At 67.0% G+C, this 26,156-nt stretch carries 22 protein-coding genes and 1 pseudogene; 7 read left to right on the forward strand and 16 right to left on the reverse strand.

The window, feature by feature from the left end:
* From ACSQ3M_RS00005 to ACSQ3M_RS00025, 5 genes and pseudogenes are all read right to left on the reverse strand, one after another.
* A pseudogene (locus ACSQ3M_RS00005) lies at positions 1 to 790 on the reverse strand (flagellin); the annotation flags it as partial.
* A 258-nt stretch (positions 791 to 1,048) separates the two neighbouring features.
* The gene (locus ACSQ3M_RS00010; RefSeq protein ID WP_436148040.1) at positions 1,049 to 1,519 is read right to left on the reverse strand and encodes a hypothetical protein; all 471 of its coding nucleotides are present in this window, start codon (positions 1,517 to 1,519) and stop codon (positions 1,049 to 1,051) included.
* A 241-nt stretch (positions 1,520 to 1,760) separates the two neighbouring features.
* Positions 1,761 to 2,249 (reverse strand): hypothetical protein, encoded by a 489-nt coding sequence (locus ACSQ3M_RS00015; RefSeq protein WP_436148041.1) that lies wholly within the window; start codon positions 2,247 to 2,249, stop codon positions 1,761 to 1,763.
* The gene (locus ACSQ3M_RS00020) at positions 2,242 to 2,604 is read right to left on the reverse strand and encodes a rod-binding protein (RefSeq protein WP_436148042.1); all 363 of its coding nucleotides are present in this window, start codon (positions 2,602 to 2,604) and stop codon (positions 2,242 to 2,244) included. The genes ACSQ3M_RS00015 and ACSQ3M_RS00020 overlap by 8 nt, the downstream gene beginning before the upstream one ends.
* The gene (locus tag ACSQ3M_RS00025) at positions 2,604 to 3,881 is read right to left on the reverse strand and encodes a flagellar basal body P-ring protein FlgI (protein ID WP_436148043.1); all 1,278 of its coding nucleotides are present in this window, start codon (positions 3,879 to 3,881) and stop codon (positions 2,604 to 2,606) included. Before ACSQ3M_RS00025 ends, ACSQ3M_RS00020 begins: the two co-directional genes overlap by 1 nt.
* A 232-nt stretch (positions 3,882 to 4,113) precedes the next feature.
* On the opposite strand from ACSQ3M_RS00025, the gene ACSQ3M_RS00030 reads away from it, so the two are divergent.
* Both ACSQ3M_RS00030 and ACSQ3M_RS00035 read left to right on the forward strand, forming a co-directional pair.
* The gene (locus tag ACSQ3M_RS00030; RefSeq protein WP_436148044.1) at positions 4,114 to 4,521 is read left to right on the forward strand and encodes a flagellar assembly protein FliX; all 408 of its coding nucleotides are present in this window, start codon (positions 4,114 to 4,116) and stop codon (positions 4,519 to 4,521) included.
* A 42-nt stretch (positions 4,522 to 4,563) separates the two neighbouring features.
* Positions 4,564 to 5,526 carry a hypothetical protein gene (locus ACSQ3M_RS00035; protein ID WP_436148045.1) on the forward strand — a complete coding sequence of 321 codons (963 nt, stop codon included), beginning with the start codon at positions 4,564 to 4,566 and terminating at the stop codon, positions 5,524 to 5,526.
* A gap of 23 nt (positions 5,527 to 5,549) precedes the next feature.
* On the opposite strand, the gene ACSQ3M_RS00040 is transcribed toward ACSQ3M_RS00035, so the two are convergent.
* Both ACSQ3M_RS00040 and ACSQ3M_RS00045 read right to left on the reverse strand, forming a co-directional pair.
* Positions 5,550 to 6,095: a 2,4'-dihydroxyacetophenone dioxygenase family protein gene (locus ACSQ3M_RS00040; RefSeq protein ID WP_436148046.1), complete on the reverse strand. Its 546-nt coding sequence runs from the start codon at positions 6,093 to 6,095 to the stop codon at positions 5,550 to 5,552.
* 98 nt (positions 6,096 to 6,193) lie between these two features.
* Positions 6,194 to 6,916 (reverse strand): SDR family NAD(P)-dependent oxidoreductase, encoded by a 723-nt coding sequence (locus tag ACSQ3M_RS00045; RefSeq protein WP_436148047.1) that lies wholly within the window; start codon positions 6,914 to 6,916, stop codon positions 6,194 to 6,196.
* A 218-nt stretch (positions 6,917 to 7,134) separates the two neighbouring features.
* Here ACSQ3M_RS00045 and ACSQ3M_RS00050 point away from each other — a divergent pair, with 218 nt between their 5' ends.
* The gene (locus ACSQ3M_RS00050; protein WP_436148048.1) at positions 7,135 to 8,349 is read left to right on the forward strand and encodes an NADP-dependent isocitrate dehydrogenase; all 1,215 of its coding nucleotides are present in this window, start codon (positions 7,135 to 7,137) and stop codon (positions 8,347 to 8,349) included.
* Positions 8,350 to 8,478: 129 nt separating this feature from the next.
* Here ACSQ3M_RS00050 and ACSQ3M_RS00055 read toward each other — a convergent pair whose 3' ends face one another.
* Positions 8,479 to 12,753: an autotransporter domain-containing protein gene (locus tag ACSQ3M_RS00055; RefSeq protein WP_436148049.1), complete on the reverse strand. Its 4,275-nt coding sequence runs from the start codon at positions 12,751 to 12,753 to the stop codon at positions 8,479 to 8,481.
* Between the two features lie 153 nt (positions 12,754 to 12,906).
* On the opposite strand from ACSQ3M_RS00055, the gene ACSQ3M_RS00060 reads away from it, so the two are divergent.
* Positions 12,907 to 13,368, forward strand: coding sequence for a GFA family protein (locus tag ACSQ3M_RS00060; RefSeq protein WP_436148050.1), 462 nt, complete (start codon positions 12,907 to 12,909; stop codon positions 13,366 to 13,368).
* 188 nt (positions 13,369 to 13,556) lie between these two features.
* On the opposite strand, the gene ACSQ3M_RS00065 is transcribed toward ACSQ3M_RS00060, so the two are convergent.
* The 4 genes from ACSQ3M_RS00065 to recA form a co-directional block, all read right to left on the reverse strand.
* Positions 13,557 to 14,183 carry a hypothetical protein gene (locus ACSQ3M_RS00065; protein ID WP_436148051.1) on the reverse strand — a complete coding sequence of 209 codons (627 nt, stop codon included), beginning with the start codon at positions 14,181 to 14,183 and terminating at the stop codon, positions 13,557 to 13,559.
* Positions 14,183 to 15,340 (reverse strand): cyclic nucleotide-gated ion channel, encoded by a 1,158-nt coding sequence (locus ACSQ3M_RS00070; RefSeq protein WP_436148052.1) that lies wholly within the window; start codon positions 15,338 to 15,340, stop codon positions 14,183 to 14,185. The genes ACSQ3M_RS00065 and ACSQ3M_RS00070 overlap by 1 nt, the downstream gene beginning before the upstream one ends.
* Positions 15,341 to 15,347: 7 nt before the next feature.
* Positions 15,348 to 17,999 (reverse strand): alanine--tRNA ligase, encoded by a 2,652-nt coding sequence (gene alaS / locus ACSQ3M_RS00075; RefSeq protein ID WP_436148053.1) that lies wholly within the window; start codon positions 17,997 to 17,999, stop codon positions 15,348 to 15,350.
* 185 nt (positions 18,000 to 18,184) lie between these two features.
* The gene (recA, locus tag ACSQ3M_RS00080; RefSeq protein ID WP_436148054.1) at positions 18,185 to 19,270 is read right to left on the reverse strand and encodes a recombinase RecA; all 1,086 of its coding nucleotides are present in this window, start codon (positions 19,268 to 19,270) and stop codon (positions 18,185 to 18,187) included.
* 167 nt (positions 19,271 to 19,437) lie between these two features.
* On the opposite strand from recA, the gene ACSQ3M_RS00085 reads away from it, so the two are divergent.
* Positions 19,438 to 19,956, forward strand: a complete 519-nt coding sequence (locus ACSQ3M_RS00085) for a hypothetical protein (RefSeq protein WP_436148055.1) — start codon at positions 19,438 to 19,440, stop codon at positions 19,954 to 19,956.
* Positions 19,957 to 19,989: 33 nt separating this feature from the next.
* Here the strand turns inward: ACSQ3M_RS00085 and ACSQ3M_RS00090 are convergent, their stop codons facing one another.
* Positions 19,990 to 20,454, reverse strand: coding sequence for a hypothetical protein (locus ACSQ3M_RS00090; RefSeq protein ID WP_436148056.1), 465 nt, complete (start codon positions 20,452 to 20,454; stop codon positions 19,990 to 19,992).
* Positions 20,455 to 20,493: 39 nt separating this feature from the next.
* Positions 20,494 to 21,072: a TetR/AcrR family transcriptional regulator gene (locus tag ACSQ3M_RS00095; protein ID WP_436148057.1), complete on the reverse strand. Its 579-nt coding sequence runs from the start codon at positions 21,070 to 21,072 to the stop codon at positions 20,494 to 20,496.
* An 85-nt stretch (positions 21,073 to 21,157) separates the two neighbouring features.
* Between ACSQ3M_RS00095 and ACSQ3M_RS00100 the strand changes: the two genes are divergently transcribed.
* Positions 21,158 to 21,979 carry a crotonase/enoyl-CoA hydratase family protein gene (locus tag ACSQ3M_RS00100; protein ID WP_436148058.1) on the forward strand — a complete coding sequence of 274 codons (822 nt, stop codon included), beginning with the start codon at positions 21,158 to 21,160 and terminating at the stop codon, positions 21,977 to 21,979.
* An 11-nt stretch (positions 21,980 to 21,990) separates the two neighbouring features.
* On the forward strand, positions 21,991 to 22,410 hold the full coding sequence (locus ACSQ3M_RS00105) for a DUF1330 domain-containing protein (protein WP_436148059.1): 420 nt from the start codon (positions 21,991 to 21,993) through the stop codon (positions 22,408 to 22,410).
* A gap of 10 nt (positions 22,411 to 22,420) precedes the next feature.
* Here the strand turns inward: ACSQ3M_RS00105 and ACSQ3M_RS00110 are convergent, their stop codons facing one another.
* Positions 22,421 to 22,894: an ester cyclase gene (locus ACSQ3M_RS00110; RefSeq protein WP_436148060.1), complete on the reverse strand. Its 474-nt coding sequence runs from the start codon at positions 22,892 to 22,894 to the stop codon at positions 22,421 to 22,423.
* Positions 22,895 to 23,030: 136 nt separating this feature from the next.
* Positions 23,031 to 26,147, reverse strand: coding sequence for an efflux RND transporter permease subunit (locus ACSQ3M_RS00115; protein WP_436148061.1), 3,117 nt, complete (start codon positions 26,145 to 26,147; stop codon positions 23,031 to 23,033).
* Between the last annotated feature and the right edge of the window lie 9 nt (positions 26,148 to 26,156).

Consider the following 26,156-nt stretch of genomic DNA (forward strand, 5'->3'; position numbering starts at 1 on the left):
GCCCCTTGATCGCAGACGCCGCAAGCGCGTCACCGGCGACGAAGCCGACTGCCGCGTTGGCGAGACCGGTCTGAGCATCGACGATCGCACTGCCCGCGCCGGAGGCAGCACCGGTCGTGCCGACGCCGACGCCGAACTCGAGATCCTCGGAGCCGGTGCCCTTGACGTTGAGCTGGCCCTTTTCGTCGACGAAGGCGGTGGCGATGCCCGACTTGTTGATCTCGTTGACGAGGTCGCGGACCGTGGCGTTCACCGAGGAGAACGACGCCTCATAGGTGGTGGAGCCCGCCGTCAGCGAAATGCCGATGAAAGTGTTTGTATCGATGATGCCGAGGTCGCCAGCGCTTGTCGCTGTCGCAGCGTCCGCAACCGCGTCCGCACCGACCAGTTTCTTGTCGAGGGCGATGTCCTTGAGGCTCTTGCTGGTGGCGGAGACTTCGGCCTGGGTGGCGCGCGCCGTGCCGGCCTTGGTCGGGCGGTTCTGAGCCGCGTCGGCCTGGGCCTGCTTGATCGTCGACTGCAGCGAGCCGACCAGCTTGGTGATGCCGTCGATGCCCTTGGAAGCAGCCTGGATGGTCTGGATGCCGTTCGAGATGCCGTCGAGCAGGCCGGTGAGCTGGCTCGAACGATCATTCAGCGAAGCGGCGGTGAAGAAGTTGACCGGGCTGTCGATCGCGCTGTTGACCTTCTTGCCGGTGGCAAGGCGGTTCTGGATCTGCGAGGACTGGGCGGAGGTCGACTGCAGCGTCGTCAGGTTGTTACGGACGCCGGCAGAAAGAGAAACGGCCATGATAGAATACCCTTCTGGTATGGTGCCTTCTGGCGTCGCAACCTTTCTGGCCGCGACCGATGGACCATGCCGCCGATCTCGTAACGAGGCGTAAATCCGAACCCGCGAATTGCCCAAAATCCGGGCGAAGCCGCGGCATGGTTAATGAGTGTGAAACGGCCCGGTAGGCCAAAGCCTGCGCATGCCGAGGATCGGCATACGAACGAAAACGCCGCCGGCGAGTGCCGGCGGCGTTAAAGTGGAGAGAGATCGGCAACCTCAGGCGAGGCGCTCGACCTCATGGTTGCGGGGTGCTTCCGCCTCGCGGCTGCGCTCAAGGATCTCGCGCGACCAGATGCGCATCTTCAGCAGCGTCTCGTCGGGCAATTGCTCGACCACTTCGCCGGTGTCGCGGTTGGTCTTGCGCAGGATGATGCTGCGCGTCTTCGGATCGATATCGAGGCGTCGCTCGATCACATCGCGCAGATCCTGCTGGCGACGCTGTTCGTCGAAGCGGCGCTGCTGGGCCGTATCGTCCTGCGCGCTCTGCTGCCGCTGCGCATCATGGCGACGCTCCTCGGCTCGGGCCCGGATATCGAGCTGAACCGGCTCGCCGGCCGCGACCGAGCGAACGGTCTTCTCCGGTGGGAGCTCGACCGGCGTTGCGCCGTTCTGGACGGAAATATCGGTACGGACCGTCGCCTGGACGGCACCGGTCGCGAACGTCTTTGGTGTCGCGCCGAAATCCATTCTGGACTCCTCTCGCAAGGGCGGACTTCTTCCAAGCGTGAGACCATGCAGCAGAGAGTTGAATCTGCCGTTAGGGAAATTGGTAAATTGCAATGCATCCGGCGCAGGGCGTCCGTGCGCGTAGTTTTGGTCGAAGTCGCGCGAGTCGATGTCGCTGCTCCGATATGATCTGTGCGAGTCCTTCCGGGCCCGGCGACAGTCTAAGTCAGCCGCCCGCCCAGTCGATTAGCCGGCAGCGCCCCTACAGGCTCTTCGAAATCACCAGCGGGCCGGCATTGGGGCGGGCGAAGACTCCAGCGCCCACGGTCGCGGTCGGCCCGTAGCCAGGCACCTTGTTCTGCCGGTTGGTGTCGCTCGCGAGGTCGCGCATGATCGACTCTGAGATCGCGCGCGCCGTCGCCAGCACGGTCTGGTTGAGATCGATCAGATCCTGGAAGGCCAGGTGCGCGTTCTTCAGGCGCTTGACCTTCTCGGGTGAGAAGCGTGCGAGCGCGACGGCGTTCAGCTTGATCTGCTCGACGCCCTTCATATAGACGCCGGCGAGTTCGGCCTTGCGCGTCTCGCGCTCCATCGCGTCCTTGAGGCGGCCGGCCTTGACCAGGCCGGTCTCCTCGCCGACGACATGGGAGAGGGCGCCGAGCGTCTCCATCACGGCTTCGATCAATGTCTCGGCTTCCACGGCATTCGAGACGCGCGGGCGCTCGTCGACGACGCGCAGGCGCTCAACCATTGCCGGCTCCCGCCGGTCCGGTGGCCGATGCGCCCGCCTGGACCTGGATCAGGTCGCGCATGATCTGGTCGGACAGGCCGACGCCGCCGGCCCGCTGCATCTGCTTGGCGTATTCCTGCGTCAGCATGGAGCGCCAGACGTCGCCGCCGACGCCGTTCTCGCCGAGAGGACCTTCGGTCCCGCTCGAATTCATCATGGTCTGCGTGAAGTTCTCGAGAAAGACGGTCTCGAAATCGGCGGCGGTCTTCTTCGCCTTGCTGTTCTGCGAGCTCAGCGCGTCGGCGATGCCGCCAGCGAGATTGACGGCGGCGCCGATGGCGAGCTTGGCGGCAGGGGCGGCGAGGATGGCAGTCATTACATCACCTCGATGTCGGCTTGCAGCGCGCCGGCTGCCTTGATGGCTTGCAGGATGGAAAGCAGGTCGCGCGGGCCGAGGCCAAGCGCGTTGAGCCCGTCGACGAGTTCGCGCAGCGTCACGCTCTCCTTGACCAGAGCGAGCTTGTTGGTGCCCTCGGTGTCGACCTTGACGTTGCTGCGCGGGACGACGACCGTCCGGCCCTGACCGAACTCGTTCGGCTGGCTGACCTGCGGCTCCTCGGAGATCGTCACCGTCAGGTTGCCCTGGGCGACCGCGACGGTGGAGACGCGCACGTCCTTGCCCATTACGATGATGCCGGAGCGCTCGTCGATGACGACGCGGGCGCCCTGGTCGGGCTCGATCCGGAGCTGCTCGATGTCGGTGAGCAGCCGGATCATATTGCCCTGGAAGCGCGGCGGGATCTGCAGCACGACCGTTGAGGGGTCGGTCGGCTCGGCCGAGTCGCCGCCGACGAAGTCGTTGATCGCGGCGGCAACGCGCCTCGCCGTGGTCAGGTCGGGATTGCGTAGCGACAGGCGCAACGTCTTCAGCTTGTTGAGGGCAAAATCGATCTCACGCTCGATCAGGCCACCATTGGCGATGCGCCCGACGGTCGGGACGCCGCGGGTGATCTTGGCGGCTTCGGCTTCGGCCGAAAAGCCGGAGATCGCCACGGGACCCTGCGAGACGGCGTAGACCTCGCCATCGGCGCCGAGCAGCGGGGTGGCGAGCAAGGTGCCGCCCTGCAGCGACTTGGCGTCGCCCAGTGCCGAGACCGTGACGTCGAGCCGCGTGCCCTGGACGGCAAAGGGCGGCAGATTGGCGGTGATCATCACCGCCGCGACGTTGGCGGTGCGCATGGTGGCGCCGCGGGTGTTGACGCCAAGGCGCTCCAGCATTGCGGTCAGGGACTGCTTGGTGAAGGGGGCGTTGTTGAGCGTGTCGCCGGTGCCGTTGAGGCCGACGACGATGCCGTAGCCGAGGATCTGGTTGCTACGGACGCCCTCGATCGAGGCGAGATCCTTGATACGCGAGAGCGCGGTTCCCATGCCGCCGCTGCCGGCGAAGGCGGTTCGCGAGACACCGGCATCGGCCGCGCCGCTGCGTGCCGGGCCGTTATTGGTGGGGCTGCCGCCGCGACCAGCCGGGCCCACAGGTCCCGCCGGGGCGAGATCGGCGGCCATGGCCACGCCGGCCAGCAGCAGTGCTGCAAGCGGCGTCAGCAAATGGCGGAGGCGAAAGAGGCGAGGCATGGCGCACCGGGTGAATCTCATGTCGCCAGCTCATTGCGAGGAACGTGCCAGTTCGAGAGAAAGTGAAAACGCTTTTTAATCAGGATTTTAGAGATGGGTGGCCTGATCGGACAGGGAGCGGTCACCGGCGCAAAGCTGCCGCCTCGGCAAATCCTGCCGGGTGATTTACCGATCGTTAACCACGTTGCCGGCACAAGGAAGTGGGTCGTGCAGCGTCCGTTCAGCGCCTTTGGGCCGACCTTGCGAGAGCGTGATGATCCGCATCGACCAGCGCAGCCCTGTCACGTCGACCAGCCCGACAAGCCGCAGCGGCTCGACCGGCGGGTCGAGCTTCCGCCTTCCGGCGCGCGAAAGCGCGGCGACGGCACAAGGCACGTCCGTCAGCCCGGCCGGCTCGCTCGATGGGCTCCTCGCGGTCCAGGCCGATGAGGACGGGCAGGAGCGCAAGCGACGTCAGGCTCGCCGCGGCCACGATTTGCTCGACGGACTCGACCAGCTCAAGGCGGCCTTGCTGGCAGGGCGTGTGCAGGTCTCCGAGCTCGAGCGGCTGAAAGCGATGCTGTCGGCGCGGCGTGAGGCGACCGACGATCCGCGCCTGGACGAGGTGCTGGCCCATATCGAGCTGCGCGCCGCGGTCGAGCTGGCGAAGCTCGGGCGCTGAATCCGAAATCCGCTCCGCCTTCAAAAAGGCCGAAACTCAGCCATGCATCTTCGCGTTTTGCCGGGCGGTTCCGGCAAGCCGGAGTTGCAGCCTATGGATATTGCCCGGATCGGCCGGCGCGGAGCCCGTCTCGCAGTGGCAGGGTGGCTGGCACCGCTTCTGGTGGCTTTGACGTTCGCTCCGGCTTTGGCGCAGGGGCGAGGTGCAGAGCGCTTCGAGAATGCCGGCCCTTATGAGGTCGGCACGGTCGAGAAATCCCTGTGCTGCGACGGCAAGGGCAATGCCGTTGAAGTCTATCTGCCGCGCGCAAGGCGTGCCGGCGAGACCTTTCCCATCGTGACCTGGGGCAACGGAACGTGGGCGAAACCGGAGAAGTATGCCTTCCTGCTGCGGCATTTGGCATCCTGGGGGATGATTGTCGTCGCGACGCGGGATTCCAGCGTCGGTACCGGCGAGACCCTACTCGACGCCCTCGCTCTGCTGACGAGAAGCGAACTGGCTTCGCTGGCGGATCGTCGGCGGGTCGCTGCGATCGGACACTCGCAAGGGGCTTCGGGTGCGTTCAACGCAGCGGCAGCCCAATCCTCCGGGATCGGTACCACCGTGCTGATCGACCTGCCCGGTCGCCGCTTGTGCAACAGGGAGCACTGCGCGCTCATTCCGACGGGCTTGCGCGCGAAGCAGTCGGTTCTGCTCCTGTCCGGCGAGAAGGACCCGCTGTCGTCACCCGAGATGGTCGACAGTTATTTCAGCCAGGTTCCGGCCGGACGCCTGCGCGCCAAGGCCGCTGTGGCCGGCGCCGACCACAACGACATTCAGGGGCAGCCGGCCTGCCAAACCTTCGCCATCGGCTGCCGGAGCGGCATCGGCGCCTTCCTGCCCTATGTGACCGCATGGCTGCGCTGGCAGCTTGCCGCGGACAAGGCTGCAGCCGCGGTCTTCACCGGAAGGGATGCGCCATTCACCCGCGACCCGCATCTGATCGATGCGGTGATTGCCCGCTAATGTCGGCTGATCTCAGCAGCCCCCTAGCGGATGAACTGATCGGCGTACTCTGCCCCGAGCCCGTTGGTCGCGTAATGCGCCCGGCATTTGTCGAGCCGGGTGAAGACGTCGTCATAGCCGAGGCATTTGCCGTCCGGATCGACATAGATCATGGCGCCGTTGACCTGGAACATGGTGATCATCTCCTCGACATCGGGATCGACCACCAGCGTATGGGTCTCGCCCGGCGCCTCGTAGACGTAGGAGCCTTCCGTCGCGACCCAGTCATGCTCGAGATAGCGCCACTTTCCCTTCAGCACATAGCCGTGCACCGGCTGGGGATGGCGGTGGCGCGAGAGCACGCCGGCGCGGCGTACGCGCAGCAGGTTCATCCAGTAGCCGCGCGTCACCGAGAGGCATAAGGGGCGGAACCAGACATTGTCGTCGACCGGCACCCAGACGCGCTCATCCTCGGGGATGACGTTTGGCACGATCAGTTCGGGCGGCGAATCCTTTGGCTGCGGGTGCCGATAGGGGGTCCAGCGCTCTTCGGTGCTGACCTGGACGGGGACCGGGCTGACCTTGTTCATCGCTATTCCTCCGGTTGAGTTCCTGATTCAGCTGGCTGGGCGGCTGATTCAGGAAACGCGGCCATGCCGCTGGTGTTTCGAATCTTTTCTGCGTGCCGTCAGACGGCGAGATAGCCGCCGTCGACCGGCAGGATCGCGCCGGTGACGAAGCGGGCGGCGTCAGAAAGCAGAAACAGGACCGCGCCGCCGACATCGCTCGGCTCGCCCCAGCGGTTCATCGGGGTGCGCGACAGGATTGGCGCGGAGCGCGCCGCATCCTCGACGAGGGGCTTGGTCAGTTCGGTTGCGATCCAGCCGGGGGCAACCGCGTTGACGCGGATGCCGTCCTGCGCCCAGGCGGCGGCGAGCGACTTGGTCAATTGCCCGACGCCGCCCTTCGAGGCGGAATAGCCCGGCGCATAGGCCGAGCCGTGGAAAGTCAGCATCGAGGCGGTGTTGACGATCGCGCCCTTGGCAAGCGCGAGCTTCTCCTTCGCGGCGAGGCACATGCGCATCGTGCCGGTGAGGTTGACCTCGATCGTCAGCCGGAAGGCCTCGATTTCGAACTCCTTGCCGCCGCGCTGGATCATGCCGGCGCAGTTGACCAGAGCATCGATGCGCTCGCAGTCGGCGACGATCGCCGCGACCTCGGCATCGCTGGTGACATCGAGCCTGGCATGGCGGATCGCGGCATGGGCGGGCGGGGCCGCAACCTCGTCATCGGTGAGACCGGTTGCGAGAACCTGGTAGCCGGCCTGAGCGAGCGCGAGTGCGGCGCCGGCGCCGATGCCGCGGGTGCCACCGGTGACGAGGGCGAGGGGGGATGAGGAGGAGACTGTCATGGCTCCAATCTAAATCGGTTCGCAGACTTGCCAACTGCGCCGGAAGACGGGGCGCCCTGCGTTGGCACGGCGGGCGGCGTCGGCTGCTCGCGGACCGTTGCCCAAAAGGCCGGCTTCCCCCTGCGCCTCGAACCCGCTAGGAAGCGCGCGGGCCGGCAGCCGCGGTTATGCTGTTGCCTGCAATCGTTCCAGACTGACCAGAGCAGGGGTCGTATCACATGAGCAAGATCAAGGTCGCCAACCCGGTCGTCGACATGGACGGCGACGAGATGACCCGCATCATCTGGCAGAAGATCAAGGACACCCTGATCTTCCCCTATCTCGACCTCGAACTCGACTATTACGACCTCTCGGTCGAGAACCGCGACGCGACCGACGACCAGGTCACGATCGACGCCGCCAACGCCACCAAGAAGCATGGCGTCGCGGTGAAGTGCGCCACGATCACGCCGGACGAAGCGCGCGTGAAGGAATTCAACCTCAAGTCGATGTGGAAGAGCCCGAACGGCACGATCCGCAACATCCTCGGCGGCGTGATCTTCCGCGAGCCGATTATCTGCAAGAACGTCCCGCGCCTGGTGCCGGGCTGGACGCAGCCGATCGTCATCGGCCGCCATGCCTATGGCGACCAGTATCGCGCCACCGACTTCAAGTTCCCGGGCAAGGGCACGCTCTCGATCAAGTTCGTCGGCGAGGACGGCAATGTCATCGAGAAGGAGGTCTTCAAGGCCCCGGACGCCGGCGTCGCCATGGCGATGTACAATCTCGACGACTCGATCCGCGATTTCGCTCGGGCATCGCTGAACTACGGCCTGCTGCGCAAGTACCCGGTCTATCTCTCGACCAAGAACACCATCCTCAAGACCTATGACGGGCGCTTCAAGGACATCTTCCAGGAGATCTACGAGGCCGAGTTCAAGGCGGAATTCGACAAGCTCGGCATCACCTATGAGCACCGTCTGATCGACGACATGGTCGCGTCGGCGATGAAGTGGTCCGGCGGCTATGTCTGGGCCTGCAAGAACTACGATGGCGACGTGCAATCCGACACGGTGGCGCAGGGCTTCGGCTCGCTCGGCCTGATGACCTCGGTGCTGATGACGCCGGACGGCAAGACCGTCGAGGCCGAGGCCGCCCACGGCACGGTGACCCGCCATTATCGCGAGCACCAGAAGGGCAAGGAGACCTCGACCAACTCGATCGCCTCGATCTTCGCCTGGTCGCGCGGCCTCAGCCACCGCGCCAAGCTCGACAACAATGCCGAGCTCGCCAAGTTCGCCAGCCTGCTGGAGAAGGTCACGGTCGACACCGTCGAGGCCGGCGACATGACCAAGGACCTGGCGCTGCTGGTCGGCCCCGACCAGAAGTTCCTCTCGACCACCGGCTTCCTCGACAAGGTCAGCGACAACCTGCGCAAGGCGATGGCCGCGTAAGCGCCGACAGCCTCGTCCGCAAAAAAGAGAAGCCCGGCCGATCTGGCCGGGCTTTTTTATGTAGTGTCCGCCGGACGCTTAGGTTGGCGGGTTCCGCCTTGGGTGGGCGGCTGACTTTCGCTATGTCCCTCAGAACTTCATTTCGACCCTGCCCTTTAGGGCGTGGTCGCGCGAGCGCTCGCCGATGGCGGCGGAGTAGGTCAGGCCGAGCGCGGTGGCAGACGAGATGCGCCAGTCGAGGCCGGCTTCGGCGACGAGCGCCTCGCGATCGATCTTAGCGGCGAACACGCGGGCCGGGGTGGTGCCGAGCGCGAAGGCGGTCTTCGCCTGCGGGGTGAGCTCGCCGAAGCCGTGGCGCCAGCCGAGCATGGCGCGGGCGAACAGCGGCGCCGAGCCGAGTTGCGCCTCGGCCCGCAGGCCGAGCGTGGTGAAGCCGAGTGTCTGGTCGGAGGAGAGGACGCGCAGCGCCGCGGCGCCACCCTGCTCGGTGCCGGCCTCGGTACTGACCCGGATCAAAGCGAGCTGAGCGAAGGGCTCGAGCGCAAAGCCGCTGAAGGCAAAGCCGTAGCCGAGCTCGGCGAAGCCTTGCGCGACCGCGCCCGGACGCTGCAGCCGCAAGCTGTCGCCAAAGCCGCGGATCTGGACCTGGCGGCGAATGTCGCTCTCGGACCAGGTGTAGGCCAGACCCGCGTCGAGCCGCAGGTTGCCGAAGCGGGCGCCGGCGTAAAGCGCCGCATGGCCGCTCTCGAGCTTGCCGGTGGAGAGGCGGGCATCGAGGTCGAAGCGCGACTGGCTGTAGCCGCCGGCGATGCCGACCCTGAGCGACGAGCCGGGGTTGTCGTAGAGCATCAGATCGGCGCCGAGCAGCGCGCCACCGCTGCGGCGGCTGAGGCCGGCCGCGTTGCCGTCGGCATTGGTGTTGCCGGCGCCGCCGAAAGCCTCGCCCCAGAGGGCGTAGCGCGGCTGCGCGACCGGCGCGGTCATGATCGTCGCGCCCTTGCGGCCGGGCAAATCGGCGCTGAAGGCGGCAGCGACTTGCCCCGGAGCTTGCGTCAGCAGCGGGCCGCGCAGGCGCGACAGGATCGTGTCGCGCACCAGCCGGCTCTCGTCAATCATCACGGCGACGCCTTGAGCATGCGCCTCGCCCGAGAGCAGGTCGAAGCCGGCGCGCGCCTCGGCCGCCGTGCCCGAGAGCAGCGTGTCGTAGATCGGGTTGCCGACGCCGAGCGCCTCGGCCGCACGCCCGATCAAGGCCTGGTTGCGGGTTCCCGCAACCTCCGGGAAGGTCGTGGCGGTGCGGCTCATCGTCAGGGTGACATTGTTGCTGTCATAGGCCAGCGACGGCGTCAGGAAGACGAGGTCCGAGGTCACGTCGGCGAAGCGGCCGCTGACCCCACCCGCGGCGGTCAGGATGGTGTAGCTGGTCGACGCAGCGTAGTGACCGGCCTCGGCCAGCACCTGCACCGTCCCACCCGAAAGCGTTGCCGAACCCGAGGCGACGATCTTGTCGCTCAACCCGGCGGCGTTGATCTCGACCTGATAGGTCGAGCCCGCCGCGAAGGCGACGTTGCCGGTGATGGTCAATGTGCCGATCGAGTTGCCGGGCGCGACCGTCGCGCCGCTGGCGACGCTGACCCCGCCGGTCGTGCCCGAGCCGCCGAGCGTGCCACCATCGAGTGTCACCATGCTCGCCAGCGAGCCGTTCACCACGAGCTTGCCGCCCGAGACCTTGGTGCTGCCGGCGTAGGCGTTCGCGCCAGACAGGGTCAGCGTGCCGGTGCCGGTCTTGGTCAATCCGCCCGTGCCGCTGATCGTGCCCGAGAAGCTCGTCGACGTATTGTCCGAACCCGCCGTCAGCGTAGCCGAGCCGAGCGTGATCGTGCCAGCGCCTGAAAACGACCTGATCGTCTGGCTGAAGCCGGCGAGGTCGAGCCGCGCGCCTGATGCCACCGTGAAGGCCGAGTTCGCCGAGAACGCGCCGACGACGCCAGCCTGCAGCACGCCGCCCGAAACGCTCGTCGCGCCGGAGTAGCTCTGCGTACTCTTCAGGATCGTCGTGCCGGCGATCTGGCGAACCGAGCCGGCGCCGGTGATCGAAGGCGAGAAGCTGTAGCCGACTTCGGTGTGGTTGAAGACCAGCTTGCTCGCGCTCGTGTTCAGCGCGACCTTGCCGACGAGAAGGTCGCCCGCCGCCACGGCGGCACTGCCCTCGTCAGCGCCGATATTGATCGTGCCGCCAGCGCTGCCGCCGACGAGGCCGGCATGGAGCGTCGAGTTGACACCGGTGAGTTGCAGGTTGCCCCCATCCGCGACTGTCAGGGTGCCGGCATTAAAATGTCCGACATAGAGTTCGGTCCCGTTGCCGAGCCATTGCGAGCCGCTGCCAGTGATGGTGACCGAGCTCGCGCCACCACCGCCGACGATGCCGACATTGCCCGCGCCGCCGCCGGTCTTCACGGACCCGCCGTTCTCGATCCGCAGCGTGCCAGATCCGAGCTCGCCGACCCGCATCTGGCCGAAGGTCTCCCAGCTCGATCCGGCGCCGGTGACGATCGCGGTCGCGCCGTTGCTGATATAGGCCTGTCCGCCAGCAGCCGCGCTGCCGAGCCTGCCGCCGGCCTCGATGCGCAGCGTGCCCTCGTTGACCCAAGTGCGTCCATTGTAGCCGGCCGAGCTGTCGCCCGTCAGCACCAGCGTGCCGGCGCCCTGCTTGATGAAGCTGGCGCTGCCGGTGGTGGTGATTGCCCCGCTCAGGGTCAGTTCCGTCCCCGAAGCGGTCTCGATACGCCCGCCGCCGCTGGTGAAGGCGATGTTTCGGCTGCTCGAGAACGTCGCTGTCGTTTGCAGCACCGCATCGGCTCCGGTACCAGCCCCGCCGACGACGGTCGTATTGGCGAGCGTGATCGCAATACCCGCAGCACCGAGATTGGCGTTGGACGAGACCGAGAGCATGCCGGCGGAGATCGTCGTGCCACCAGTATAGGTGTTTGTGCCTGTCAGCGTCACCGTGCCGGCGCCGGCTTTGATGAGGCCACCAGCCCCAGTGATCGTGCCATCCATGGTGAAGTTCTGGCTGGCGCTTACCTCGACCGTGGCGTTGGCATTGAGCGTCACCGCTCGCGCCGTCGAGAAGGTTGCGGTCACCTGCAAGGTGCTGGCGCCGCCGAAAGTGAGCCCGCCCGAAGCCGCACCGAGATTGCCGTCGGACGAAACCGAGAGCGTGCCCTGGTTGAGCGTTGTGCCGCCGGTATAGGTGTTGGCGCCCGTCAGCGTCAGCGTGCCCGCCCCATCCTTGACCACGCTGCCACCGCCGCTGATGACGCTGTCGACCGTGACGGCGCTGGACTGATTGAAGGTCAGCGTGCCGGTGTCGATGATGATGCCGCCGATCAGGCCGGAGGTGGCGTTGCCGAAGCTCAGCGTGTTGCTGCCACCGGTGAAGTGGATCGCTGCGGCCCGTGTCGTGCCATCGCCCGACAGACCGCCCTCGATCGTGCCGTTGTTGGTTATCGTCAGGTCGGCACCGATGATGGCCTCGCCGCCGGCAGCGCCGGCGCCCATGGAGCCCTCACCGGGATTAGGGGTACGACCAAAAGCAGTCGGCAAATTCGAGCCGCCGCGCCCGCCATCGCCACCACGGATCGTGCCATTGACGTTCAGCGTCGTCGTCGCGCCGCCATTGATGAAGACCAGGCCATTGCCGCCGGTTCCGCCGGCACCGACGCCGCCGATGTCCGCCACATGCGAGCCGCCGTTTCCGCCCTTGCCGCCCTGGATCGTGCCGTCGATGGTCAGGGTCTGCGCCGCACTGCCATCGGTGAAGAGGAGGCCGATGCCGCCGGAGCCGCCGGAACCGCCCTGGTCATAGAAGCTGCCGCCGCCATGGCCGCCATTGCCGCCGGTGAGTGTGTCGCCGATCGCTCCCAGCGTGCCCGTGCCCGTGACGACGGCGCCATAGCCGCCGGCTCCGCCGCCGCCGCCGCCGTAAACGTTGCCGCCGGAATTGCCATTGCTGCCGTCGCTGCCGGTCTTGGAGCCAATTGGTAGGGCAGAGCTGACGCTACCATGCACGCCGCCCGTGCCACCCTGGCCATCACCGGCGTTTCCGCTGCCGGTGAGCCCGCCGGCTCCACCGGTGACAGCGCCGGCGCCACCGCCGCCACCGCCCGCGTTGCCTCCTGGGGCTATTTGGCCCCTGACGCCTGCACCACCGGCGCCCGTCGGGTTGTCGATGCCGCCCGCGCCGCCGGAACCGGCATTGCCGCTGCGGTCGCCGCCGCGGCCGCCATTCGCGAGCACCTGTCCGGCGGACAGGAGCAGCACGAGCGCCGTGCCCGCGAGCAGGTGCGCCGCGAGCCGCGTACGAGATGTCCCGCTGTTCGCGGGAATGATGACGGATATCATGAGATTGCCCAGCCTTACCGTAGCGGCAGGCTTAGGCCTGTTCGTGCGCGAGGCAATGAACAGCCGTTCACAGCTCGCCAAATCGATACGGTGTGGCAGATTTGCCGTGTCTGCCTGGCAGAGCCAGCGGCAGCCATGGGGCCGGGAGCCGATATGAGCGAGACGACAACCCCTCTCACCGGCGGCTGCCAGTGCGGCACGGTGCGCTATCGGCTCTTGAAGCCGCCGCACAAGGTCTCGATGTGCTTTTGCCGGATGTGCCAGAAGGCGGTCGGCAACTATTTCGGCGCCTTCGCCTCCTCGCGTGTCGCCGACGTGGTCTGGACGCGCGGGACGCCGTCCGTCTTCCGTTCGTCGGAAGTCGCCGAGCGTGGCTTCTGCCGCGATTGCGGCACGCCGCTGAGCTTCAGCTATCCCGGCATGGGCACGCTCTCGCTCGCGGTCGGCAGCTTGGACGATCCCGCTGCCTTCCCGCCGAGCCATGCCTATGGCATCGAGGGCAGGGCGCCCTGGTTCGACGAACTCTGCCGGCTCGAGGGCACGCGGACCGAGGACGATATCCCCGCCGAGGAACTGCCGGCCTATCGCTCGCGCCAGCACCCGGACTATGACTAGCGCGGGCTGATCTTGCTCGGAACCATTCCGTCTTTCCGGGGCTTCGCGCAGCGAAGAGCCCGGAATCCATGAACACCGAACCTTGGAGAAAGGGCGCACTGCTCGCTACACCCTATCCTAAGCGACTTGCGGATATGGGTTCCGGGCTCGCCGCTGCGCGGCGCCCCGGAAAGACGACATCTGGGTGGTTATTCCACTATCACTTCCCGCCGGGCCAGCACGCGCGGGCCGGTGAGCGGGGCGTCCATCACATAGCGCAATTCGTAGGTGCCGGGCTCGGCCGGCGCCTCCAGCGTGCTCTCGACATTCTCGGCCGGAAAGAAGTTCGGACCCGCTGCGTCAGGCGGTGCATCAGGCTTCACCAGGACGACGCGGTCGCGATCGCCATTGGGGCCGATGCCGCGGGCGGGCAGGGGATTGCCGCGCGCGACGCGGGTGGGGGCGGCGAGCGTCGCGCTTGGCGTCGTCGTCAGGAGCGGCTGGCGTAGCAGGATGACCGGCTTGCCATCGCTCTCGCCGAGCAGGCGCAGTTCGAAGGTGCCGACCTCGCCGGGCGCCGGCAGCGACAGCACCGTAACCTGGCCGAGCGGCGCGGCGACGATCGCCGCCTCCGGCGGATCGGTCGGCCTGCTGATGGCGAGGCGGGCAGTGGCCGGGGGGCGGCTGACGAAAGCGGTCGCCATCGACCCGGCCATCAGCGTCCGGGGGGCCGACAGGCTCGGCCCCTGCGGCGGGCGCTGCGGCCGCGGCTGCTGAGCCATGGCAGGGGTGCCTGCCGAGAAGAGCAGGACGAGGGCTGTGCGGCGGGTCGGCATCATGCTGCTGCAAGTCGGTGGAGATGGGCGGCCAGTTCAGGGTGGCGCAGCATGAGCAGGCGAAAATCGGCAGGATCAAGGACGAGGAGCTTGGTCGCGACGGTCGCGCGCGCTGCAATGCCTCCTTCGGCGGCGGCGATCTCGGTGAGGCTGAGCTCGCCGAAATAGCAGCCTTCGTCGAGGCAGCGGCTGCCATCGGCCGCGACGAGCTCGACCTCGCCGCTGGCGACGAAATAGAGAGAGTGGGCCGGCTCGTGCGGGCGGAGCACGATGCCGCCACCACGCACGGTGCGGGCGCGCAGCGCATGCATGATCTCGGCGATCTCGGAGGCGTTGAGGCCGCTGAACAGGGGTACTCGCGCCAGCATGCTCCAGGTCACCACGAATTCGCGGCGGTGGATCTCCTGGGCGAAGGCGGTGGCGATGATGCCGACCGGCAGCGCCAGCATGACGAGCCCCATCACCGCGGTGAGTGAGGCGACGAGTTTGCCGGCGGCGCTCACAGGATAGACATCGCCATAGCCGACCGTCGTCAGCGTGATGATCGCCCACCACATCGCATCGGGAATGGTGCCGAATTTCTCGGGCTGGACGTCGTGCTCGACGAAGTGCATCGCGGTCGCCGAGAGCAGCATGACGCCGATCAGGATAACGATGCAGGCGAGAAGCGCCTTGCGCTCGGCATGCAGCGCCGCGCCGAGCGAGGCCATGCCGGGCGAATAGCGGCCGAGCTTGAAGAAGCGCAGCAGGCGGAAGAGCAGCAGGATCTTGAGGTCGCCATAGCCGAGCAGGGCAGTGTAGAGCGGCACCGTGGCGAGGAAATCGAGCAGCGCCGGTGGCGACAGCGCATAGGCGCGCCGCGCCGCTCCATCGCTCAGGTCGCGATAGCGTGCATGTTCGGGCGCAACCCAGAGCCGGACGGCATATTCGAGCGTGAACAGCGCGGCCGAGACGAGCTCGATCCAGTAGAACGCCCGGCCATAGGCGGCGGCGAGGCTCGGTACCGATTCCAGCACCAGTGCGGCGACATTGATGATGATCAGGGCGACCAGCCCGCCATGGACGAGCCTGACCGAAAGATCGTCGCCGGCGCCGCGGTCGATGACCAGATGCGCCCGCCGCCGCCAGCTCATGCCAGGCTGCGGGGCGGGCGCCATGATCGCCTCAGCCCATCGCGTCGGCGACGGCGTCAAGCGCCGCCTGCGCCTGGGCGCCATCGGGGCCACCGGCCTGGGCCATGTCGCGGCGGCCGCCGCCGCCCTTGCCGCCGAGACGCTCGGAGGCGGCGCGCACCAAAGCGACTGCGTCGAAGCGCTCGGTCAGGTCCGGCGTGACGCCGACGACGACGCCGGCCTTGCCGTCCTCGGCGACGCCGACGATGGCGACGACGCCGGAGCCGACGCGGGCCTTTGCCTCATCGACCAGGCTCTTCAGATCCTTCATCTCGACGCCGGTGACGGCGCGCGCCAGCAGCCTGGCGCCGGCGACCTCGCGGATCGGGTCGCTGGCTTCGCCGCCGCCGCCCATGGCGAGCTTTTTGCGCGCTTCGCTGAGCTCGCGCTCGAGCTTGCGGCGCTCCTCGACCAGCGTCGCAACGCGCGCCGGCAGTTCGGCGACCGAGGCCTTCAGCAGCCCGGCCATTTCGTCGAGCGCGACGCTCTCCTCGCGCAGGTGACGGCGCGCCGCCTCGCCGGTCAGCGCCTCGAGCCGGCGCACGCCGGCCGCGACACCGGACTCCGACAGGACGGTGACGAGACCGATATCGCCGGTCCGGCTGGCATGGGTGCCGCCGCAGAGCTCGACCGAGAAGGTCTTCGGCGTGTCGGCATCGCGATCCGTGCCCATCGAGACGACACGGACCTCGTCGCCATATTTCTCGCCGAAGAGGGCGCGCGCGCCGGAGGCGATGGCGTCGTCGACTGACATCAGCTTGGTGACGACGGGCTCGTTCTGCAGCACCAGGCGGTTCGCCATCTCCTCGACCCGCGCCAGCTCCGCGCGGCTGATCGGCTTGGGATGGCTGAAGTCGAAGCGCAGGCGCTCGGGCTGCACCAGCGAACCCTTCTGCGCGACATGGTCGCCGAGAACACGCCGCAGCGCCTCGTGCAGCAGATGGGTGGCCGAATGGTTGGCCCGGATGCCGCTGCGCCGGCCATGATCGACTGTCAGCTCGGCCGGCTTGCCGAGGTCGATCTCGCCGGAGACGACCTTGACCTGATGGGCGAAGACATCGCCGAGCTTCTTCAGGACATCGGTCACCTCGGCCTTGAAGCCATTGCCGGTGATGGTGCCGGTATCGCCGACCTGACCGCCGGATTCGCCGTAGAACGGCGTCTGATTGAGGATGACGATACCGCTCTCGCCTTCCTTCAGCGTCGCGACCTCGGCATTGTCCTTGACCAAAGCGGTGACCACGCCCTCGGCGCTCTCGGTATCGTAGCCGAGGAATTCGGTCGCGCCGACGCGCTCGCGCAGCGGGAACCAGAGCTTTTCGGTCGCGGCCTCGCCGGTGCCGGCCCAGGCGGCGCGCGCCTTGGCCTTCTGCTGCGCCATCGCCGCGTCGAAGCCTTCGAGGTCGACGCCGACGCCACGGGCGCGCAGCGCATCCTGGGTCAGGTCGAGCGGGAAGCCGTAGGTGTCGTAGAGGGTGAAGGCGACATCGCCCTTGAGCTTGTCGCCGGAACCCAGCGCCTGCGTTTCCTGATCGAGAATCGACAGGCCGCGCGCCAGCGTGGTGCGGAAGCGGCTCTCCTCCAGCTTCAGCGTCTCGCTGATCAACGCCTCGGCCCGGATCAGCTCGGGATAAGCCTGGCCCATCTCGCGCACCAGCGCCGGCACCAGCTTGTGCATCAGCGGATCCTTGGCGCCGAGCAGCTGCGCGTGGCGCATGCCGCGGCGCATGATCCGGCGCAGCACATAGCCGCGGCCCTCGTTCGAGGGCAGCACGCCGTCGGCGATCAGGAAGGCGGAGCAGCGCAGATGGTCGGCGATGACGCGGTGGCTCGCGCTCATCGGCCCATCGGAGGGGACGTTGGTCAGATCGGCGATGGTGCGGATCAGCGTCGCGAACAGGTCGATCGAATAGTTGTCATGCGTGCCCTGGAGCACGGCGGCGACGCGCTCCAGCCCCATGCCGGTGTCGATCGAGGGGCGGGGCAGATTGGTCCTTATGCCGCCCGCAGCCTCTTCATACTGCATGAAGACGAGGTTCCAGATCTCGATGAAGCGGTCGCCATCCTCGTCGGGCGAGCCTGGAGGGCCGCCGGGGATATGGTCGCCATGGTCGTAGAAGATTTCGGAACACGGACCGCAGGGGCCGACGTCGCCCATGCGCCAGAAATTGTCCGAGGTCGAAATGCGGATGATGCGCGAATCCGGCAGGCCGGCGATCTTCTTCCAGAGCGCGTGCGCATCATCATCCTCGGAGTAGACCGTGACGGTCAGCTTCTCCTTGGGCAGGCCGAACTCGCGCGTGACCAAGGTCCAAGCATGGGTGATCGCCTGTTCCTTGAAATAGTCGCCGAAGGAGAAGTTCCCCAGCATCTCGAAGAAGGTGTGGTGGCGGGCGGTGTAGCCGACATTGTCGAGATCGTTGTGCTTGCCACCGGCGCGCACGCATTTCTGCGCCGTGGTGGCGCGCGAATAGAGCCGTTTCTCCTGGCCGGTGAAGACGTTCTTGAACTGCACCATGCCGGAATTGGCGAACATCAAGGTCGGGTCATTGCGCGGCACGAGCGGGCTCGACGGCACCACCTCGTGGCCGTTCTTCTTGAAGTAATCGAGGAAGGTCGACCTGATCTCGTTGACGCCGCTCATCGCAATCTTGGCTCTGTTCTGGTGGGGCCGGCCGGCCCGGCGCAGTGGTTCTAGTCAGCGCGCTGACGCCTGTCCAGAAAGCGCCCGCAAGGATGCAGGGCCGGCAAGCCGCTGACCGCAAAACGGAAACGGGCGGCCCGAAGGCCGCCCGTCGATTTAATGATTCCGTGCCCTAGTTTGAAGGCTCAGGCCTCACCCTCGTCGAGATCCTCGACGCTCGGATCGGCATTGTCGAGGATACGCTCGGCGACGAGGCCGGAATTCTGCCGGATGGTGGCTTCGATCTTTGCTGCCACGTCCGGGTTGGCCTTGAGGAAGGCCTTGGCATTCTCGCGGCCCTGGCCGAGGCGCTGGCTGTCGAAGGAGAACCAGGAGCCCGACTTCTCGACCATGCCGGCCTTGACGCCGAGATCGATCAATTCGCCGGATTTCGAGATGCCCTCGCCGAACATGATGTCGAACTCGACCTGCTTGAACGGCGGCGCGACCTTGTTCTTGACGACCTTGACGCGGACCTGGTTGCCGGTCGCCTCGTCGCGCTCCTTCAGCGTCGAGACGCGGCGGATGTCGAGGCGCACCGAGGCGTAGAACTTCAACGCATTGCCGCCGGTGGTGGTCTCGGGCGAACCGTACATCACGCCGATCTTCATGCGGATCTGGTTGATGAAGATGACCATGCAGTTCGAGCGCGAGATCGAGGCGGTCAGCTTGCGCAGCGCCTGGCTCATCAGGCGGGCCTGCAGGCCGGGCTGGACATCGCCCATCTCGCCTTCGATCTCGGCGCGCGGCGTCAGCGCCGCGACGGAGTCGATGACGAGCACATCGATCGCGCCGGAGCGGACCAGCGTGTCGGTGATCTCGAGCGCTTGCTCGCCGGTGTCAGGCTGGGAGATCAGGAGATCGTCGAGATTGACGCCGAGCTTGCGGGCATAGACCGGGTCGAGCGCATGCTCGGCATCGACGAAGGCGCAGACGCCGCCCTTCTTCTGCGCTTCGGCGATGGTGTGGAGCGCAAGCGTGGTCTTGCCGGAGGATTCAGGCCCATAGATCTCGATGACGCGGCCCCGAGGCAGGCCACCGACGCCGAGCGCGATATCGAGACCGAGCGAACCGGTCGAGATCGTCTCGATCTCGATCGCCTGCTGGTTCTTGCCCAGGCGCATGATCGAGCCCTTGCCGAAGGCGCGTTCGATCTGCGAGAGCGCTGCATCGAGCGCCTTGGCCTTGTCCATCGAAGAGCCTTCCACGAGCCTGAGATTCGCCTGATTCACGACGTGCGCTCCTTATGGCAGGGGCGCGACCACATCTCAATCCGCGCCATGGAGATGACTATGGTCATGGTTTGTTCTCTCTCGCAAGTTCTTTTTTTGTTCTTGTTTCGGCACGCACCGGTTGTGCCCCAACAGAGCGAAAGTGACCTGTCCACGAGGCGCGAAGCGTGATGCGAAAATCCCTGATCCGCCTACTCCTCATCCCGCTCGACCTCGTTGTCGGGCTCGTCATCCTGCTCGACGAATTGGTACGGCCACTCTATCGACCGCTTGTCGCCTGGTTCGCCTCGCTGCGGCTGGTGGCGCGGTGCGAAGAAGCGATCGGGCGGCTGCCGCCCTATGGCGCGCTGGTCGCGCTGGCGATTCCCTTCGCCATCGTCGAGCCGCTGAAGCTGCTTGGCCTGCTGTTCCTGGCGCGCGGAGCGTTCACGGCAGGTATCATCACGACGGCGATCGGCCATCTCGCGGGCTTCCTCTTGGTCGAGCGCGTCTACCATGCCGGGCGCGCGCAGCTCCTCACCATCCCCTGGTTCGCGCGGATCATGGGCTGGATCGACGCGATCCGGCAGGCGGTGATCGGGCGGATCAAGGCGAGCGCGGCCTGGCGGCGGGCGGTTGCGCTCGGGCAGGCGGCGCGAGAACGCTTGCGGAGCTTCAGGCTCTGGCTCGCCAGCCTGCGCGCCTGACGAATCTGGGTTCTCGGCGCCGGCAGAAGGAGGTCACTCCTCGGGCTCGGCCTGCCAGGCGGCGGCAAGCCGCTCCAGCTCCAGCGTGTAGCAATACAGCGCGAACACGATCGCCAAGAGCAGGCCGGAACGCCAGACCAGGGTGAAGCTATCGGCGAGTTTCGTCAGCTCCGGCAGGTGACGCAGGAAGTAGATCGAGGCCAGCGCGCCGCCGACGATCGCACCGAGGCGCGCGGCGAAAGCCAGGAGATGCCCGAGAGGCAGGCTGCGGAAGCCTTGCGGCACCGGCAGCCAATATAGGCGGGTCCAGTAGCAGCACTGGCCGAGCAGCGCCGCCACGCAGATTTGCGCCAGAATCTCGGTTGGCAACGTCTGCTGCTGGCCGATTCGTTCGATCAGGACGCGGAAGGCGATGTGGATGTGAAAGAGGATCACCAGCGCGCAGACGGTCTGCGCGAGCAGCAGCAGCGTGTAGGCGAGGGCGGGCCGTCGCGTCATGGGTCCAGAATAGAGGGCGGCCCGGCGGCGATCAACGAACTAGCCTCGACAGGAACCGGCAGCGAGCGTCGCGGCAGCGCGCCCAGCGGCCTCGACATAGGCGGGATCGCGATGGACGAGCATGACCGAGAAGGCGCCGTCCATCAGCAGGACGACCTGGCGGGCGAGTTCGTCTGGCGCGGCAGCGCCGTGATCGGCACAGGCGCCGGCAAGCCAGCGCTCGAAGCCGGCCTTGTGGCGCGCGCCGATCTTGATGGCGGGGTGGCCGGGTAGGTTGGCGAGCTCGGCCGCGGTACGCAGGAAGCCGCAGCCCTTCCAGCGCGGATGGCGGGCCGAGCGCGCGAGGTTCTGGAAGATCGACTCGATCTTCTGCGGCAGCCCGCCTTCGGCCTTGTCGAACCAGCCGGCCATCAGCTTGAGATTGGGCTGGTCGCGCGCCTCGAGATAGGCGGCGACGAGCTCGTCCTTGCTCTCGAAATGGTAGTAGAGCGTGCGCTTGGTCAGGCCCGCCTTCTGCGCGACCGCATCGACGCTGACGGCGCGGATGCCCTCGCCATAGAAGAGCTTGCTGGCGGCGTCGATGATGCGCTTGCGGGTCGGGCTGTCAGGTTTGATCATGGTTCATGTATACCGTACAGGTAGTATACATCGTCAAGCCTGGGGCGCAGCTTCGACCGGTCGAAACCGGAAGAAGGCCAAGGCCATGCCCGAGAATGATCCCGTCCTGATTCAGCAAAGCGAAGCGATCGCGACGCTGACGCTGAACCGCCCCGACAAGCTCAACGCGCTGAACTACGGGCTGATCGACCACCTGCTCGAAATCCTCGACCGGATCGAGGTCGACCCGTCCGTCCGCGCGGTGATCCTGACCGGCGCCGGTGAGCGCGCCTTCTCGGCCGGCGGCGACATCCACGAGTTCTCGCAGAGCGTCGCGGCCGGGCCGGAGCAGGCGGTGCGCGATTTCGTTCGTCGCGGCCAGGCACTGACGGCGCGCCTGGAGGCCTTCGGCAAGCCGGTGATCGCGGCGGTGAACGGGCTCGCCTATGGCGGCGGCTGCGAGGTGACGGAAGCCGTGCCGCTCGCCATCGCCAGCGAGCGGGCGATGTTCGCCAAGCCCGAGATCAATCTCGGCATGCCGCCGACCTTCGGCGGGACGCAGCGCCTGCCGCGGCTCGCCGGCCGCAAGCGCGCGCTGGAGCTGCTCTTGACCGGCGATCCGTTCACGCCGCAGCGGGCGCTCGAGCTGGGGTTGATCAACGCGGTCGTGCCGCATGAGGAATTGCTGCCGGCGGCGCATGCGCTGGCGCAGCGCATCCTGCGGCACTCGCCGCTGGCGGCGGCGAGCATCCTCACCGCGGTGACGCGTGGCATCAACGCCAGCATCGCCGAGGGGCTGCTGATCGAGAGCGAGCAGTTCGCCCGCGTCGTGCCGACGGCTGATCTGCGCGAGGGCCTCGACGCCTGGATGAAGCGGCGCCAGCCGATCTATTCCGGCGACTGGTCGCTGGTCGCCAAGGCCGGCTGAGGGAGGCGGGGATGAGCGACCATACGAGCTTCAGCCGCGAGACCTTCGCCGCCTTCCGTGCCGACGACCGGCCGGGCCCGGTGCAGATGCTGAACCTGATCCGGCTCAATGTGGAGGCCCAGTATCCGGACGGCCCGCATGGCGGCGGCAGAGAAGCCTTCGCGGCCTATGGCCGGATCAGCGCGCCGGTGCTGACGCGGCTCGGCGGGCGCATTCTCTGGCGCGGCGGCTTCGAGCAGATGCTGATTGGTCCGAGGGGCGAGCGCTGGGACATCTGCTTCATCGCCGAATATCCCAGCGTCGACGCCTTCGCTGCGATGTTGCGCGATCCGATTTATCGCGAGGCGACGGTGCACCGGCAGGCGGCCGTGAAAGATTGCCGCCTGATCCGACTGGAATCGCGGGAAGCGGGCGTGACCTTCGCCGGATAGGGCAGGTCGCTCAGCCCTGCCGCAGGCGCCCGATCAGCCCATGGATGTCGCCGAGCACGAAGAGGTCGCGGACGAGGCCGTCCTCGAAGGTGAAGGCCGGTGCGCCATGCCACCAGACATGGCGGCCTGTTGGCGGCACCTCGAACATCTCGCGGCGGTGGACGCCGTGGAAGCGCAAGCGCCCGAAGACGCGGTTGCCTTCTTCGACCAGCGCGAGAATGTCGGAGGTGTACCCGCCGAGCGAGCCGGTGACCCAGTCGACATAGCCCGCGAACTCGTGATGGCCGCGCAGGACCGGGCCGAGGGATCCGCGAAAGGTGAAATCCTCATGGAATATCCGCGGGATCAGCGACTTGTCGGCATGGTCCCACATCTCCTTGTAGAAGACCCGGACGATCTCCTTCTGCGGCGAGAGCGTGACACCCTCGAAGCTGAGCGCAGGCTCGTCCTGCGGTGCGTCCCGCCCTTTCGGCATCTCAGTCATGCTCGGCTCTCCTTCGATGTCGCAAGCTCCGCTGAAAACGCGCCGGATGAGACATCAAATGTCGCAAAGCTCCATTGGGAAACCGCGCATGCCGGGCAGGCGTTGGGGCCTCCACCCGCCTGCGGGCGGCGTCTGATCAACCTGCGGCGCGCGGTGGTTCCGCCATGGCGGGTGCGGCTGTTTTCGAGCCGCCGAGCCGGCGTGAGAGACCCTCCATGGCAAGGAAGATCACCGGCGTGATGAACAGCGTCAGCACCTGCGAGACGATCAGCCCGCCGACGACGGCGAGGCCGAGCGGCTGGCGCAATTCAGCGCTCGCGCCGGCGCCGATCGCGATCGGCAGCGCGCCGAGGATCGCCGCCAGGGTCGTCATGATGATCGGCCGGAAGCGACGCAGGCAGGCTTCGCGGATCGCGACCTCCGGTGGCTCGCCCGCCCGCTGCAGTTCAAGCGCGACGTCGATCATCATGATCGCGTTCTTCTTGACGATGCCGATCAGCATCAGCAGCCCGATCACGGCGATGACGGATAGGTCTAGGCCGAAGAGCTTCAGCGTCATGAGCGCGCCGAGCGCCGCCGCCGGCAGGCCGGTCAGGATGGTCAGCGGGTGGATGAAACTCTCATAGAGAATGCCGAGCACGATGTAGATCGTCAGCACCGCACCGGCGACCAGCAGGCCTTGGTTGCCGAGCGATTGCTCGAAGGTCTTGGCGACGCCGGCGAAGCTGGTGCCGATCTGCGGCGGCAGGTTGAGGCTGGCCTTGATCGCATCGATGCGCTGCACGGCTTCGCCGAGCGCGCGGCCGGCAGGCAGGTTGAAGGAAAGGGTGACGGCAGGGAGCTGGCCGAGCTGGTTGACGGTCAGCGGGCCGGCCTTGCGCTCGATCCTGGCGAAGGTGCCGAGCGGGACGAGCGCGCCGGAGGAAGAGCGGAAGCGGACCTGGTCGAGCCGGTCGTTCGACCATTGGATGTCGGGGTTGAACTCGATGATGACCTGATAGCTGTCGCTCGTGGTGTAGATCGTCGAGATCTGGCGCACGCCGAAGCCGGAATAGAGGCTGGAGCGCAGCACGTCGGCGGTGATGCCCAGCGACTGCGCCTTGGCCCGGTCGACGACGAGGTTGGCGAGCAGGGCCTTGTTCTGCAGGTCGGTGGTGACGTCGACGAAGAGCGGATCATGCTGCAGCGCCTCCAGCATCTTGCCCGACCAGTCTGACAGCGCCGCCTGGTCGATCGCCTGCATCACGAACTGGTATTGGCTCTTCGAGGCGCGCGCGCCGATGTTGAGGTTCTGCACCGGCGACATATAGGCCGCGATGCCGGGGATGGCGGCGAGCTGGCGGCGGAGATCCGCGAGCATCTGCTGCAAGGGTGGGCGCTCGGACTTCGGCTTCAGCTCGACGAAGAGCCGCCCGGCATTGAGGCTGCCGGACGAGCCGCCGGAGCCGATGGTCGAGGCGACATGGGCGACATAGGGCGAGCGCCGGAAGACCTCCTCGACCTTCTGCTGCAGGCCCGACATGGCGTCGAAGGAGATATCCTGGCGCGCCTCGGTCGCGACCTGGAGCTGGCCGATATCCTCCTGCGGGAAGAAGCCCTTGGGAATGGTCATCACCAGCCAGGCGCTGGCAGCGACGCTGGCGACGAAGATCATCAACACGACGCGCCGGTATTTCAGGCTGAGGTCGAGGCCGGCGCGATAAGCCCCGAGCACGGCGTCGAAGCCGCGTTCGAGGAAGGCGAGCCGGTCCTTGCCCTCACCGTGGCCGGCCGCGCTGGCACCGAGCCGGGCGCACATCATCGGGGTCAGCGTCAGCGAGACGAAGGCCGAGGCGAGGATGGCGACGGTGACGACGACGGCAAACTCGTTGAAAACGCGCCCGATCACGCCGCCCATCAGCAGCACAGGGATGAAGACCGCAACCAGCGAGAGCGAGATCGAGATGATGGTGAAGCCGATCTCGCTCGACCCCTTCAGCGCCGCGTCGAAGGCCGAGAGCCCGTCCTCCTCCATGTGGCGGACGATGTTCTCGAGCATGACGATGGCGTCGTCGACGACGAGGCCGACCGCGAGCGTCAGGCCGAGCAGCGAGATGTTGTCGATCGAGAAGTCGAACAGGTACATCGCGCCCAGCGTCGCGATCAGCGAGATCGGCACGGCGACCGCCGGGATTAGCGTCGCGGTGAAGCGGCGCAGGAAGAGGAAGATCACCGCGACGACGAGCACGATCGTCAATCCGAGCGTGAACTGCACGTCTTCTACCGCCTGGCGGATCGAGGCGGAACGGTCGTTGAGCAGGCCGAGCGTGGTCGCCGGCGGCAGCAGCGACTGCATCTGGCCGATCGCTGTCCTGACGCGGTCGACGACCTCGACGGTGTTGGCGTCGGGCTGGCGGAAGACCGCGACGACGAGTGCGCGCGAACCGTCATACCAGCTGGCGAGCTGGAGGTTCTCGACCGAGTCGATCACCTTGGCGACGTCGCTGAGCCGGACCGGGCGGCCGTCGCGGGTGGCGATGATGATGTCGGCAAAGTGCGCGGCGTCGGCGAGCTGGGTCTCAGCTTCGATCGTCAATTGCTGCGGACCGGACTGCATGGTGCCGACCGGGGTATTGACGTTGGCGGCGGTGATCGCTGTCTGCAGGTCGTTGATGCCGATGCCGCGAGCGGCGAGCGCCGTCGGGTCGACCTGGATGCGTACGGCATATTTCTGGCTGCCGAAGATCTGGACCTGCGCCACGCCCTCGACGGTGGAGAGCGTCGGCGACAGCACCTGCTGGACGAAGGCGTCGATCTTGGAGAGCGGGGTGACCTCGCTCTTCAGCGCCAGCAGCAGGATCGGGGCGTCGGCAGGATTGAACTTGCGGTAGCTCGGCGGCGTCGTCATGTCGACCGGGAGCTGGCGCTGGGTGCGGGCGATCGCGGCCTGGACGTCGGCGGCAGCGGCGTCGATGTCGCGATCGAGCGCGAACTGGATCGCGATCGAGGTGGTGCCGAGCGCGTTGGTGGTGGCGATCGAGTCGATGCCGGCGATGGTGGCGAACTGCTTGATCAGTGGCGTCGCCACCGAAGTCGCCATGATCTCGGGCGAGGCGCCGGGCAATTGCGCGGAAACGTTGACGACCGGGAATTCAGCCCGTGGCAGCGCCGCGACCGGCAGTGAGCGCCAGGCGAACAGGCCGCCGAGGATGAGCGCGCACGACATCAAAATCGTCGCGACCGGATGGCGGATGCAGAAGGCCGAGACCGACATGGCGCGCCC

It is taken from the genome of Allobosea sp. LjRoot90 (assembly GCF_964254315.1).
Classification (GTDB): Bacteria; Pseudomonadota; Alphaproteobacteria; order Rhizobiales; family Beijerinckiaceae; genus Allobosea.

Bases quoted from the DNA above. Each gene is read 5' to 3' on its own strand.
- ACSQ3M_RS00025 (WP_436148043.1), bottom strand. From the start codon at position 3,881: ATGAGATTCACCCGGTGCGCCATGCCTCGCCTCTTTCGCCTCCGCCAT.
- ACSQ3M_RS00100 (WP_436148058.1), top strand. From the start codon at position 21,158: ATGCCCGAGAATGATCCCGTCCTGATTCAGCAAAGCGAAGCGATCGCG.
- ACSQ3M_RS00010 (WP_436148040.1), bottom strand. From the start codon at position 1,519: ATGGATTTCGGCGCGACACCAAAGACGTTCGCGACCGGTGCCGTCCAG.
- ACSQ3M_RS00045 (WP_436148047.1), bottom strand. From the start codon at position 6,916: ATGACAGTCTCCTCCTCATCCCCCCTCGCCCTCGTCACCGGTGGCACC.
- ACSQ3M_RS00055 (WP_436148049.1), bottom strand. From the start codon at position 12,753: ATGATATCCGTCATCATTCCCGCGAACAGCGGGACATCTCGTACGCGG.
- ACSQ3M_RS00065 (WP_436148051.1), bottom strand. From the start codon at position 14,183: ATGCCGACCCGCCGCACAGCCCTCGTCCTGCTCTTCTCGGCAGGCACC.
- ACSQ3M_RS00015 (WP_436148041.1), bottom strand. From the start codon at position 2,249: ATGGTTGAGCGCCTGCGCGTCGTCGACGAGCGCCCGCGCGTCTCGAAT.
- ACSQ3M_RS00060 (WP_436148050.1), top strand. From the start codon at position 12,907: ATGAGCGAGACGACAACCCCTCTCACCGGCGGCTGCCAGTGCGGCACG.
- ACSQ3M_RS00035 (WP_436148045.1), top strand. From the start codon at position 4,564: ATGCATCTTCGCGTTTTGCCGGGCGGTTCCGGCAAGCCGGAGTTGCAG.
- ACSQ3M_RS00095 (WP_436148057.1), bottom strand. From the start codon at position 21,072: ATGATCAAACCTGACAGCCCGACCCGCAAGCGCATCATCGACGCCGCC.
- ACSQ3M_RS00040 (WP_436148046.1), bottom strand. From the start codon at position 6,095: ATGAACAAGGTCAGCCCGGTCCCCGTCCAGGTCAGCACCGAAGAGCGC.
- ACSQ3M_RS00110 (WP_436148060.1), bottom strand. From the start codon at position 22,894: ATGACTGAGATGCCGAAAGGGCGGGACGCACCGCAGGACGAGCCTGCG.
- alaS (WP_436148053.1), bottom strand. From the start codon at position 17,999: ATGAGCGGCGTCAACGAGATCAGGTCGACCTTCCTCGATTACTTCAAG.
- ACSQ3M_RS00115 (WP_436148061.1), bottom strand. From the start codon at position 26,147: ATGTCGGTCTCGGCCTTCTGCATCCGCCATCCGGTCGCGACGATTTTG.
- ACSQ3M_RS00090 (WP_436148056.1), bottom strand. From the start codon at position 20,454: ATGACGCGACGGCCCGCCCTCGCCTACACGCTGCTGCTGCTCGCGCAG.
- ACSQ3M_RS00030 (WP_436148044.1), top strand. From the start codon at position 4,114: ATGATCCGCATCGACCAGCGCAGCCCTGTCACGTCGACCAGCCCGACA.
- ACSQ3M_RS00020 (WP_436148042.1), bottom strand. From the start codon at position 2,604: ATGACTGCCATCCTCGCCGCCCCTGCCGCCAAGCTCGCCATCGGCGCC.
- ACSQ3M_RS00050 (WP_436148048.1), top strand. From the start codon at position 7,135: ATGAGCAAGATCAAGGTCGCCAACCCGGTCGTCGACATGGACGGCGAC.
- ACSQ3M_RS00105 (WP_436148059.1), top strand. From the start codon at position 21,991: ATGAGCGACCATACGAGCTTCAGCCGCGAGACCTTCGCCGCCTTCCGT.
- ACSQ3M_RS00070 (WP_436148052.1), bottom strand. From the start codon at position 15,340: ATGGCGCCCGCCCCGCAGCCTGGCATGAGCTGGCGGCGGCGGGCGCAT.